Consider the following 12,502-nt stretch of genomic DNA (forward strand, 5'->3'; position numbering starts at 1 on the left):
AGATGGAACGTATAGATACCGTTAACGATTATTTTAAGCCAGTCACAACTGCTAATAAATGGAGTGGCTTTTTTTTCTGGAGCTCTATTGTATTCTCTTGTTTAGTTTTTTTTACGGATGAAAATCGTCTTTATAATACCGGAGCAAATATTATCTTTATAATGGTTACAGTAGCTTATTTTATAGTTAGCAATTGGGTCGGACTGTTTATACTAAGGGAGGCACAAGGTAAAAGAAGGGTACACCTCTTATCAAACGCTCTTGGTGTTAAGTTAGACGATGAGCATACCAACTTTTTTTATAACAATACACAAAAGGAATCTCTCATTAGATTAGGAATGAATGTTTTTGAAAATACTTTGTTTACTTGGCGAGTAACAGAAGAAATGGCAAAAGCAGAAAGAGTAAAGGTTGTTTTTTATATATTGTTCTTTATACTCTTAACATTAATTAATGGTATTAACATTAATTTTATATCAATAATTGCACAAACGATATTTACCACAGGAATTATTGTAAATGTAATCAAACTAGAGATTTTACGCTCATCTTGTAAACAATTGTTTTATGAATTTAGGCAAGTATTCCTTACAAACGGTACAAATTATACTGAAAAACTAGCCGCTATACTTTTACAATTAGCCTTTAAATACGAAACTACAGTTGCAAGCATGGGAGTTCATACATCTGATAAGAAATTTAAAAAAATCAATCCTAGTGTAACGGAAGAGTGGGAAAAGGTGAAAGAAAACCTTAGTTTATAATTGAAAGGTCAGATATTAATAATATGAGCAATAGATATCCTAAATTCAACAAAAACAGAGCATTCCTTCATGAAAAACAGTAATTGGTACCCGATTTTTTACGACTTTAATATGTCGCTGCTTCACCAGATCATGTGTTTATTTCTTCAACAAAAGGGTGCGTTAATCTAAGAAGGATTAACGCCTTTTTTATAAAACTTATTTAACAAAATGTGTAGGACTGTTGAATAAGCAAGAGTGGATAAAGGATAGGAGAAAGTATGAAAATTAACAAAAGCAGATACAGGAGATCTATTAGAGATATATTAAGGGAATTTAGAAGTGAATTATTATTTGAATTGCTATGGAACATCTTAACTTTTATTCCAAGAATGATGTTCCGCTTAATAAAAAGCATTTTTAACCACTGTTAAACAATCGGGTGCAATTCTTCGAAAGAAGGAATGCTTATTTTTATTCCTAATATATAATATAGAAAAGTAGCATTGATAGGGAGTAGTTAAAATGCTAGGAATTAAGGGATATTATCCGAAAATATACACAAAACCAATTAACTTATTAAAAGAACAAAAGCCGAAATTTGAAGAACTTCTAGGTAAAACAATTAATGACATTTTGATTGTGTGGGATCAAACAAATAAAGAATGGTTCTGTGATTATCCGGTTATTTTTAGTTTTGATCATTGTAATTTAGAGCTATGTGCACACAAATTTGATGAGTACTTAATCTCTTATAATCAAATTAGAGTTTCTAGCGATATAGATTGGCATGAATCAGATTTGCTGCTGAAATGGGAAAAAAGTAAGTTGGAAATTACACAATCGGTTATTGGACAAGTTATAACAAAAATCGAAATCATCTATAGATATGAAGCAGTTAATTCCGATTATTTTTATTTATATGGCTTAGGTTTTACTTTAAACGACGGTTATATTGCCATTTGTAATGGAATGGATGAGAATGCAATTTTAAGAACAAGACAAGAAGATTCACATTTTAAGCATATAGTTATTGCATCCATATAACTTTAGTAAAAGTAAATCAGAGCTTAAATCATAAAGAGAAGGAGCAAGTTGATTTTGGCACTTGAATTAATAACTTATGATACGAAAAAGAATATAATTTGTTATCTACCAATAAGCTACGGCTTTCATAGTGCCATTTTCTTTAGAAATAACACAGGGAGAATCAATAAGGAAAATTACCCTTTTTTATTTAAACTCTATCACTACAATGGTAATTCAGTAGAATATTATGCGAGTCATATTGATCGCCTTATTGTTGAACTAAAAGATTATTGCAAGTTTGTAGAAGGTCATCAACAAAAGATTACATTGATTATAAAAAGAATATCGGATTCTCGTGTATGGAAAGTAGAAGTTGCAGGAGATTGAAATTATTCCATAATCGGGTGCGTTTCTTCAAGGAGAAGGAATGCTTATTTTATTTGCTAAATATAAGTTAGAACTGTTAAATAAGGAGGATTGTTTATGATAATAAGTTATCAAATAACGAGTTGTGAATGTGATTATAGAGATTATTTAAGAGCCAAAGATTATGCCTCATTTTTTGGATGTGAATTTAATTTGAAGATCTCTGAAAATTTAACTATAAATTCAGAACTACATAAGTCTTTTTTAATTGTATTTTTTAGAGAGTTGGAATACATATTTAAAGGCAAAAAGAAAAAGAAAGATGATTGTGAACTACAAGCGTTTGGTTGGTCCATAGTTTATATAATCAAAAACGAAGGTAAAAAAATTTATATTAAAGAATATGATGAATACGATCGTAAAACAAAAAGTGTAAGTTATTTGGATAAACATGATTTTATGAATGCCTTAAAAACATTTATGGGTAAATACAAAAGAGAAATAGTTTCTTGTCAACCAGATGTAATACATTCTTCAGAATTTAAGGATTTAGAAGAGCAATTCCAAAAAACATTAAAAGCTGCATCTTTATAAATAAACAACAATTACACTTATAACACTATTTTTATTAAACAAGCGGGTGCATTTCTTCAAGAAGGAGAATTGCTCTTTTTATTGAATTTAAGGGCATAAATGGTAATGTTAACCTTATTGATAAGCAGTGTTTTGGGGGGATCAAACATTAATAATTGGATTGAACTTAAAGAATCTGAAGAAAAAGCTGTGTGGAAAAAGGTTTATAAAGATTTTAAATTCAAACCTAGTATTACTAAATTCCCATCTTTTAAAGTACCAAGCCCATTCATTACATACGATATATCAGTTTATAAAAATTTGTCAGGTGATTTTAAAGAATTTGATGAGATTTATAAAGACCTTGAAGAGAAATCATTGTTTGCATTTAAAGAATTAACGAATAATGATGAATATTTTTTTGCTCTAGATTGGCAACACCCTTCATACTGGGTAAATCCCTTTTTAGAGTTTCCAAAAGACGAAGAATTTGATGAGTGGACTATACCTATTTTTCCTGATGGGGATTATTACTTCTTTATACAAAAGGAATTTGACTGGGGCTTGTTAGGTCATCCCTGGGAACAGACCATAACTATATTTGGTAAGGATCTTATCCAAGCATTTAAAAAGCATAATCCTAGAATGTTTAAAACTATTTTACGGATAGGTTAATCTTTACACATGATTTGCTAGTCCTTTTCTTTATGTGATAATGGGCACATTCCTGTAATGAGTCATTCCACAAACGGGTGCAATTCTAAGAAGGAGAAATGCAATTTTTTATTGAACTAAACCAAGCGGGCAGGATTGTAGAGGAAGGCAAATCAATAAAAAAAAGAATAACCAAGATTAACAGGAGAGAGTTATGGAAAGAATTGATTACCTTCATTACAAAAGAATATATGAAAAGATACATAAAATCTGGGGAATAACATTTCCGATATGGTATCCATTAGATAACTGTAACAGAAACGATGTTATAGCATTTAATATTAATCCTTGCTCGACTTCAGAGCTGCATTTAATTAATAACTTATTAAAGGTTTTTCTTGTTAAACATGCAGAAACAGATATTTACCTATTAGGAGAAATTAATTTAGGTATTGTGCCATATAGATTTAATTTTACAGAATTCCACTTAAAACAAAACCAATTTAATGAAGATATGTATTGGTGTGATAACAAAATGGATTGGATAATTTATGCGTGTCATGATGGTTATTTAACCATAGGAGGATGCAAAATTATTCAGGATATAAAATCCAATTGGTCTGCCTGGGAGAAGTATTTTATTGAATGAAAGACTCGAGATTTAAATTGATTTTTTAAGAGCATTTTACTCGGTAATATAAAAAATATTAGGTTTTTATTCCACAATCGGGTGCTTTTCTTTATTAAGGATTGTACTCTTTTCTTTGAACGTTTCAAAGAACCAGCTGCACAATAAGGAGAAATGCTTATGAAGATTGAGTTAGGGTTTTTACCAAGAATATGGATTTCTGATGCGCCGGATTCAGGAGGTTATTTTCCTTTCGCTATTGATGGTGAAATGGAATACATTATTGAGTTTTCATTAGATAGAGAAAAAGAAACAGAACAATTCGTTCCTAAATATATGCACCTTTTAAACAAATTCCCTCTTTTCGTAATGGCAGAGATATATGATGATCAAAGGGAAGAGCTTGAACAAGACTGTCATTTATTAAAAATACAATTTGAAACAATTAACCCGAAAAAAAAGAATGATTGCTTTTATAAGATTAAAATAGATAATAACAAACAACTTGAGGTAATATATCCTTTCCTATACGGCAATGGTAGTATGAATAATATGGTTTTATGGTCTCTAGAGACCGATGTGTTTAGTTATGGTAAAAGAAAATTTAAGAATACCTTTTTAAATAGAGATAAGTACACAGTGATTGCGAAAATGAATGATAATAATAGTATTTTTTGGATTAGTTATGATGGTTCAAGTGTAATTGCAATTTCAAATGATAATCATTTCTCTACAATTAACGAAATAACAAAGAAGTTGCCTTTAGGGGTTAATTATGAAGTATCTGAGTATGGTAATGATTAGTAATCTATTTAAAAGACCATTAAAACTTATTCCACAAATCGGGTGCATTTCTGTAAAAAGAAATGCCTTTTATTATGTTAAAAATGATAAATTAAAATGATACGGAAAAACCCTTACTTGTGATCGTGTTTTTAATTATTTTTACAGGAAAGGGGATTTGAGGCGGAGATGAGGGAAACAGGTGAGGTATTTATAATGTTACTTCCGATTATTATAGTTCTAATATTTATTACAGGAATGTACCTATTATGGTATGGTATCTACCTTATTTTCAAAAAGGTTAATAACAAAGATGGATTAATTAAAAAATTTGAAGCTTTAGTTTCAATTATTTTCGGATTACATTTAGATCCTTTTAGTAGAATATCAGTAGCAATTCTATTAGGTGGCTTACTAAGCCTATCTTCGTTCTTTTTTATTTTAAATATGTTTGGCTATATTTACATGAAATAGGGCAATGAATTAATAGCTTTTAACTAGGAACTTTATGAATGAAGTGGTTTTGGTTGATTCAATAAAGAATTGGCGCCTTTTTTTAGGTATATTATTAAAAAACGTATCAGGTTAGTAGAAAAAGGAATGGTTAAAATAGGTATCTGAAAGGATAGATTTAAATGTGGGGAATACCACTTATTTATTTTCTTTTCTTATTTACAATTTTATTAGTTATAGGTTTTTTTGTAAGCATTTTTACAAGAGTGAGTTTTAAAAGTAGCTTTTTACTCTCGTTTTCAATTTCATTTTTAGTAACTTTAATTTATTTTGCTTATCCATTCTTAATTGACTAATGAGCAGCTTGTTTACTTTTCAATGCAAAAAAGCTGTATAGAAACAAATAATTTTTGTTCAGCTATCGTGTGCGTTGATCCAAGAAGGATTAATCCATTTTTTAATGAACTTTTTAAACAAACGTTGCAGGTTAATTGAAGAAGGAATCCAAATACTCTGCATTGAATTATAGTATAAATTTCATAAGCAGATAACAAACGATGAAGTTTAATACCGTTCACATTGATAGGTTATTTATATTAAGTAAGAAAGGCTGGAATAAATCATGGCAAAAAAAGAAGCCCCTAAAATTCAAACAGAACGACTGGTTTTACGTCCGAGAGCGGAAAAAGACATTCCCAATATGATTAAAATGTTAAACGATGATGAGGTAAGAGAATTTCTTGGAATTAATCCCCCTCGTGATGAATATTCAATGTTAGAAATGGTTAGGAATCGTACTGAAACAAAATGGGCTGTCACGTTAAAAGATACGGATGAGTTCATCGGTGATGTAATGATTCCAGAAATAGCAGAAGATTATCTTGGTGAAATTGGATATCGCTTCATGAGGGAGCATTGGGGATGCGGTTTTGCATATGAAGCAGTTTCCGCGGTCATTGAGCATAGTAAAAGCACATTACACCTTAAACGCCTATCCGCTAAAATAGATAATAAAAATCTACCGTCAAAAAAATTAATTGAAAAACTCGGATTTACTTTAGTAGCTGTGTTGCCTGAATCGCATTTGCAAGGCAGAGTTGCCGATGTAGCCTACTATTCTCGTATAGTATAAGCATTCTTACGTTCTCCTAAGAACAAACTGGTGAAAGAGTATGTAGTCGTTGTGAATAATAGGCATAATCCACTAACGGTTGCATTTCTTAAGGGACGGATATGTACCAGGAACTATAGTTCAAAGTTTTGTGCATATAAGAAATGAGAAAAGTAGGTAATTCAAAGTAATTTAGTATTCAACAAAAGGATGCAATTCTTCAAGAAGGAAAGCAATTTTTATAGAATTCGAAAGTAAGGTTAAATAATTTAGATATATAAAGGAGATAAAATGCATCTATATTTATTAGAACCAGAAGTAGCGGGCGGGCTGGGTGAAAAAACAACCTATTATAATAAAACATATAAAAACGGGTTAAAGTTAATATCTTTCTTAAATTATGAATTTGAAGGTTGGTTAGGAGATGAATTACTCGAATCAACTCCTAGTTTTATAGTTACGCAAGAGCTTGCAAATTCAATTCAATATAGTCAGTTAAATGGTTATGTATTTGAGGGAGTTGAAATAACTAAATCAGATTTATTTCAAGAAATTTACCCTAACAGGATTCTTCCGAATTTCAAGCGTCTTATTCCAAATGGTAAAGTCTCTATAAATAATGATACATATAATAACTGGTCACAAGAAGACTTCTGTTTATCTGAGAATTTAGAATTAGTTGTTTCACCTCAAGCTTTAAAAGTTTTAAACTTACATGTCTTAAAGCATTGTAATGTAATTAAACTAGAAAGAAATATTTCAACGGGTGCATTTCTTAATTAATTGATAAACCTATTCATGAACCTATTAAATAGTATAAATTTTATGTTCTTCAATAATATATAGGGTAATAAAATGGTAAGCATAATATAGGTAAGATCAAGGAGAAGGGAATAGTATGGCCTGGTTAATTATACTTATACCACTTCTACTTGTAAGTTTAATAGCCCTTTATTTTGATTACAGAGGGAAGAGAATTGGGTCTGACGATATGAATATACATCATGATGATAAATATTTGAGTCAAGGTACTCAAATTCATAACGCTGCAGAACGTGGTCGTGCAGCTGGGCGTAATCATCATAACGGTGGAGGGGGAGGAGTTATAAATTAGATTCCCTTTTAATTAATTTATCTTATCCCACAATCAGGTGCTTTCTTCATAATTGTATTTCCAAAAGAGCTTCTCTTTTTAACATATAAATAACAAATAAACTTTCTAAGTTTTATTTAGTAGCACTGTTAATCGAAATTATATTAACAGTGTTTTTTATTTTGCTATTTTATAAGCTATAAAACTTGAAAACTAATTTTTGGATAAGTTGAATTGTAATTGTATTAAATAAATGGCTTTAATTGTAAAATATAAGTTGGTTCACATTTCTATTATTCTAGAGAAAATGCCGTCAAGGAGAAAACTTTATGAAACATTTAGTAAGAATAATTAGCTTTTTAGGTACATTGATTCTAGGATTGACTTGTCTTACTGCTCCTTTAGTTAGCGCTGAATCAAGTGGAAAAATGGAGAAAATCGAAGAGCTGGTTGAACAGCAAAGACATATTAGTAAAATTCCAGGTATATCACTAGTTATCGTTGAAAAGGGTGAAACAGTTTATCAAAGGAATTTCGGCTACAAAAACGTGAAAGAGAAAACACCTGTTATGTCCAGTACATTATTTGAGATTGGATCAACTACTAAAGCATTTACCGCTTTGGCCATTCTTCGTTTGGAGAAGGAAGGAAAGTTAAAACGTTCTGATAGTGTTCAAAAGTATATTCCATGGTTGAAGCTTAAATATCAGGGAGAACTTCAAACCATCACGCTGAATCAGTTACTCTATCATTCAAGTGGAATCGCCTCGAACTCTATAGCGCAAATTCCTGAAAGTACTGATTCAAACGCACTAGAGTTGAACGTAAAAACATTATTGAATCAAGAACTGAATCGAAAGCCAGGAAGCATGTTTGAATATGCAACCATTAATTACGATGTTTTAGGACTTGTTATTGAAAATGTAACGAAACAACCCTATGATCTTTACATAAAAGATGAGGTACTAAAACCTATTGGGATGAAAGATTCTTTCGTTGGACTCCACCAAGTTCAGTCATCTATGGTCGCACAAGGCTACAAGATAGGGTTTTTGAAAGAGCAGAAATACACACCACCTATTTATCGTGGGAACATACCTGCTGGATATATCATCAGCAACACTATTGATATTGCGAAATGGATGAATTTACAGTTAGGATATAATTCGACTAACGAGTTTAATCAGCAACTGATTAAAGAATCGCACCATCCTGATCGATCGGTGGCTACTTTTAATAAGAATTCTTACTATGCTAGCGGATGGGAAGTTGTAAAAAAGGAAGCAAAACAATATATTCAGCATGAGGGGCAGAACCCAACATATTCATCGTTTATCATTATGCAGCCAGATAAAGAATTAGGTGTAGCTATCTTTTCTAATATGAATTCAAGTTTTACGACATCGATAGGACAAAGTGTTATGGATATATGGGAAGGTAAAAGTGTTTCAACCTACCATACTGACAGCTATCAAAAAATGGACAAAATAGCGACCTTTCTCCTTAGTGTACTTTTTGTACTTGGTGTTATTCTCATCCTATTATCACTACGAACAATAAGAATGATTGTTAGAAAACAAAGAGAAAGAAGAGTATTAAAAGGTAAGAGGATCTTGATTTTATCCATACATACGTTGATAGTTGCTGCAATATTGATTTTAGTGATTTTAATTCCAAATATCTTATTAGGATTTACGTGGACATTCATACAGGTATGGGGACCAGTTTCTATAACAGTATTATTTTATGGTTTTATAGTCACAAGCACTATCTTCTATGTGTATGGGATATTGCTTATTCTCACAAAAAATATTCAGCAATAATAATTTATTTAGGGAGCTATTATGGTTAAACCAGAAGTGAAATTATTAAAAATAAATGATATTAAAGAAATAAAAGATGAGACATATAGAGAGTACTTATATTCCATAGAAGAGAAGTATTATTTATTATCTGTACATATTGGTGAACACATTGTGGGAGTATGTAACATTAAAAAAGTAGATAAAAATAGTTATGAAATAGTTGATTATATTGGTTCTGAAAGTTGTATTAAACTAATTGAAGAAAAATTAGTGAATTTTAATAATTAGTTATTCAACAAATGGGTTACGTTAATCTAAGAAAAATTAAGACCTATTTTATGAGCAATTAATAAAGACATAATATATGACATAAATAAGTTTGAGGTGATTTTCATGAAAAAATTTGGATACGGTCTATTGGTAATAGTTTTTGGATTTGTAATTATGATGTTCACCGCATCTATCTATGATAATGGTTCGGAAGGTCCGATTACTGCTGGTACTTTATACAATGGATTAATGATGTTAATAGTCACCATTTTGTTCTTTTGTGGAACAATCACCGTGTGTACACTTTTAATAATAGATGCATTAAAGAAGAAGTAAAGATTACTCCTATTTCAATACGGATGCATTTTTAAATACAAAATATTAAAGTGGATCTACCAGAGATGGAATAGAATTTTAAATAGCTTTGGGTGTTTTTTTGCCGATATTATTTCTTATAACATTGTTATTAAGTTAGGAGGAATCCCATGAGCACAACAGTATATATGGTAAGGCATGGTGACTCACCAAAAGAAGGCAATGAACGGATGAGAGGATTAACGGAAAAAGGTTATCAAGATGCTCAGCGAGTGGCTGAACTATTAAGAGAAGAGGAGATCGATCTTGTAGTCTCAAGCCCTTATCTTCGTTCTATTTTAACGGTAGAACAGGTAGCTCTACATAAAGGAAAAGAAGTAATGGTTATGGAGAATCTAAGAGAAAGAGTATTTTCTTCTAGTTACAATAGATTAGAAGATAAAGACCTTCGTCCTCTATTGCAAAAATCCTTCGAAGACTTCAACTTCTCTCTTGAGGGTGCCGAATCAAATGCAGTTTGTCAAAGAAGGTCAGTACAAGTTTTGAAGGAACTCTTACATACGTATCAAGATAAAAAGATGGTGTTCGGAACTCACGGTGCTGTTATGACTTTAATGATGAATTATTTCAATCCTTCATTTGACTTAGACTTTCTTTACAGCACAACAAAACCTGATATTTATAGAATGGAATTTAATAACGAGCAACTAGTATGTGTTGAAAGAGTGTGGGACAAAGCTTTAACGAATTTTACTTAATAACGGGGGATTAAAGATATGACCTATCATATACGAGTAAGAGTGGGTGCGCTCATTATTGAAAATGATGAAATCTTATTAACGGAGTTTGATGATCCTTATCGGGGAGTTTTTTATGATTTCCCAGCTGGTGGAGCGGAACCTCATGAATCGTTGATTGAAGCTGTAAAGCGGGAGGCGAGAGAAGAAGCTAGTATTGATGTAGAAGTTGGTCCGTTAGCTTTTGTCTATGAGTACGCTCCCCATCTTAACGAAAATAAATATGGTCAAACACACACGTTAGTCATGCTGTTTGATTGTACATTGAAAAGTGGATTTAAGCCCAGATTACCGGAAAAGCCTGATCCAAATCAAACGGCTGTTAAGTGGGTTCCTCTTTCAGAGCTCGAAAATCTAGAGCTTTATGCGAACATTGGAAAGCAAATAAAAGAATATGCGAGCAAGAAAAAAAACATTGATTTTCTTGAAGAACATAAACTTTTGGATAAGACATCTAGCCTAATGTAATTCCGTCCGTCAAGTTCTTGAAGTCTCTCCATTTGGAAATCTTGTAGCTATTACTATACAAAAAAGGCCACAATCCTAAAGTTGTGGCCTTTTCTGCTTATTTACTTCTATTCAAGATTTGCATGTTTGCCATACATTTTATTAGAATCTAATCCTTTTTTCTCCATAAAACGTAAGATAATGGCGTCATAAATTAACAACATTGTTTGCTCAAATAGAGATCCCATCGGTTGAATAGTCTTGAAATCACCTTCAGATTGATCTTTCGTTATTCCAGGAAGTCTAACAGTAATATCTGCTAATTCTCCAATGGTTGATTCAGGAGAAATGGTGATCGCTGCTACTGTTCCTCCCAAGCTTTTAGCTTTTTCAGCAATAGCAACTAGCGTTTTGGTCTCTCCTGAACCTGACCCAATGATTAACAGATCGTCCTTTTCTAAGGAAGCTGTTACTGTTTCACCAACTACGTAAGCATCAATCCCCATGTGCATCATCCGCATCACAAAAGATTTACCCATAAATCCAGACCTGCCAGCACCAGCCACAAAGATTTTTTTGGATTCTAAGATTCGATCTACTAAATTCTCTGTTTCTTCATCAGAGATTAAGCGTACCGTTTGGCTTAATTCTTCAAGGACTGCAGCTAAATATTGAGTAGTCTTCATCGTTAAATTAACCTTGTTTAATTAATTCCTGCATTTTACGTGCAATAACTCGTTTATCATCTTTGCTTGTGATACCGCCACCTACAATAATAAGGTCAGGGTTTTCTTTAATTACTTCTGGGAGTGTTTCTAATTTGATTCCACCGGCAATTGCCGTTTTAGCATTTTTTACAACGCTCTTAATAGTGTGTAGATCTTCGAATGAATTTTTACCTACAGCTTGCAGATCGTAGCCTGTGTGTACACAGATATAATCGGCACCAAGTTCGTCTAATTCTTGAGCACGGACTGCAATGTCTTTTACCGCAATCATGTCGACAAGGATTTGTTTACCTTGTTTTTTTGCTTCTTCTACTGCGCCTTTAATCGACTCGTCTTCTGCGGTTCCGAGAATCGTTATGATGTCTGCACCTGCAGCAGATGCTTGGCTTACTTCATATCCAGCTGCATCCATAATTTTCAAGTCAGCTAAAACAGTTAAGTTAGGAAATGCAGCTTTAACTTCTTTTACTGCTTTAAGACCTTCATTAATTACCACTGGTGTACCAATTTCTACGACATCAATATACTCTTCTACCTCTTTTACTAATTCAATTGCTCCTGGGATATCCACAAGATCTAATGCTAATTGTAATTTCATTTATATAATCTCTCCTTATAGATAATTTTATTTTGTTGCACTGCGTGGCTGGGTGTAAATGTTAATATTCATTTACTTACTAGCATGCTGTTTAGTATACTCAGTATAT

General features: G+C 31.8%; 17 protein-coding genes. 15 read left to right on the forward strand and 2 right to left on the reverse strand.

What is annotated here, in order from left to right; translation table 11 throughout:
- The first annotated feature begins 2 nt into the window (after positions 1–2).
- The 15 genes from FS458_RS03630 to FS458_RS03700 all read left to right on the forward strand — a co-directional run bounded on the left by FS458_RS03630 (position 3) and on the right by FS458_RS03700 (position 11,088).
- Positions 3–764 carry a hypothetical protein gene (locus tag FS458_RS03630; RefSeq protein ID WP_144697919.1) on the forward strand — a complete coding sequence of 254 codons (762 nt, stop codon included), beginning with the start codon at positions 3–5 and terminating at the stop codon, positions 762–764.
- Between the two features lie 504 nt (positions 765–1,268).
- A complete protein-coding gene (locus tag FS458_RS03635) occupies positions 1,269–1,790 on the forward strand; it encodes a hypothetical protein (RefSeq protein ID WP_144697920.1) in 522 nt (173 codons plus the stop codon).
- A 54-nt stretch (positions 1,791–1,844) separates the two neighbouring features.
- Positions 1,845–2,159, forward strand: a complete 315-nt coding sequence (locus FS458_RS03640) for a hypothetical protein (protein ID WP_144697921.1) — start codon at positions 1,845–1,847, stop codon at positions 2,157–2,159.
- A 96-nt stretch (positions 2,160–2,255) separates the two neighbouring features.
- The gene (locus FS458_RS03645) at positions 2,256–2,732 is read left to right on the forward strand and encodes a hypothetical protein (RefSeq protein WP_144697922.1); all 477 of its coding nucleotides are present in this window, start codon (positions 2,256–2,258) and stop codon (positions 2,730–2,732) included.
- Between the two features lie 147 nt (positions 2,733–2,879).
- The gene (locus tag FS458_RS03650; protein WP_144703259.1) at positions 2,880–3,386 is read left to right on the forward strand and encodes a DUF2716 domain-containing protein; all 507 of its coding nucleotides are present in this window, start codon (positions 2,880–2,882) and stop codon (positions 3,384–3,386) included.
- 193 nt (positions 3,387–3,579) lie between these two features.
- Entirely contained in the window at positions 3,580–4,014 is a 435-nt protein-coding gene (locus FS458_RS03655; protein WP_144697924.1) for a hypothetical protein, read from the forward strand.
- Between the two features lie 159 nt (positions 4,015–4,173).
- Positions 4,174–4,797, forward strand: coding sequence for a hypothetical protein (locus tag FS458_RS03660; protein ID WP_144697926.1), 624 nt, complete (start codon positions 4,174–4,176; stop codon positions 4,795–4,797).
- A gap of 1,054 nt (positions 4,798–5,851) precedes the next feature.
- Entirely contained in the window at positions 5,852–6,361 is a 510-nt protein-coding gene (locus FS458_RS03665) for a GNAT family N-acetyltransferase (protein WP_144697934.1), read from the forward strand.
- A 270-nt stretch (positions 6,362–6,631) separates the two neighbouring features.
- Complete coding sequence (locus FS458_RS03670; protein WP_144697936.1) at positions 6,632–7,123, forward strand: hypothetical protein; 492 nt, start codon at positions 6,632–6,634, stop codon at positions 7,121–7,123.
- 115 nt (positions 7,124–7,238) lie between these two features.
- On the forward strand, positions 7,239–7,454 hold the full coding sequence (locus tag FS458_RS03675) for a hypothetical protein (RefSeq protein WP_144697938.1): 216 nt from the start codon (positions 7,239–7,241) through the stop codon (positions 7,452–7,454).
- A gap of 308 nt (positions 7,455–7,762) precedes the next feature.
- Complete coding sequence (locus FS458_RS03680; protein ID WP_144697940.1) at positions 7,763–9,256, forward strand: serine hydrolase; 1,494 nt, start codon at positions 7,763–7,765, stop codon at positions 9,254–9,256.
- Positions 9,257–9,277: 21 nt separating this feature from the next.
- Positions 9,278–9,526: a hypothetical protein gene (locus FS458_RS03685; protein ID WP_144697942.1), complete on the forward strand. Its 249-nt coding sequence runs from the start codon at positions 9,278–9,280 to the stop codon at positions 9,524–9,526.
- Between the two features lie 105 nt (positions 9,527–9,631).
- Positions 9,632–9,844 carry a hypothetical protein gene (locus FS458_RS03690; protein ID WP_144697944.1) on the forward strand — a complete coding sequence of 71 codons (213 nt, stop codon included), beginning with the start codon at positions 9,632–9,634 and terminating at the stop codon, positions 9,842–9,844.
- A gap of 149 nt (positions 9,845–9,993) precedes the next feature.
- Positions 9,994–10,581: a histidine phosphatase family protein gene (locus FS458_RS03695; protein WP_144697946.1), complete on the forward strand. Its 588-nt coding sequence runs from the start codon at positions 9,994–9,996 to the stop codon at positions 10,579–10,581.
- Positions 10,582–10,599: 18 nt separating this feature from the next.
- Positions 10,600–11,088 carry an NUDIX domain-containing protein gene (locus FS458_RS03700; RefSeq protein WP_144697948.1) on the forward strand — a complete coding sequence of 163 codons (489 nt, stop codon included), beginning with the start codon at positions 10,600–10,602 and terminating at the stop codon, positions 11,086–11,088.
- Between the two features lie 107 nt (positions 11,089–11,195).
- Here the strand turns inward: FS458_RS03700 and hxlB are convergent, their stop codons facing one another.
- Together hxlB and hxlA are read right to left on the reverse strand one after the other, a co-directional pair.
- On the reverse strand, positions 11,196–11,753 hold the full coding sequence (hxlB, locus tag FS458_RS03705) for a 6-phospho-3-hexuloisomerase (protein ID WP_144697950.1): 558 nt from the start codon (positions 11,751–11,753) through the stop codon (positions 11,196–11,198).
- A 7-nt stretch (positions 11,754–11,760) separates the two neighbouring features.
- Complete coding sequence (gene hxlA / locus FS458_RS03710) at positions 11,761–12,393, reverse strand: 3-hexulose-6-phosphate synthase (protein ID WP_144697952.1); 633 nt, start codon at positions 12,391–12,393, stop codon at positions 11,761–11,763.
- Between the last annotated feature and the right edge of the window lie 109 nt (positions 12,394–12,502).

Origin of the sequence: Fictibacillus phosphorivorans (assembly GCF_007673525.1) — a bacterium.
GTDB lineage: Bacteria > Bacillota > Bacilli > Bacillales > Fictibacillaceae > Fictibacillus > Fictibacillus phosphorivorans_C.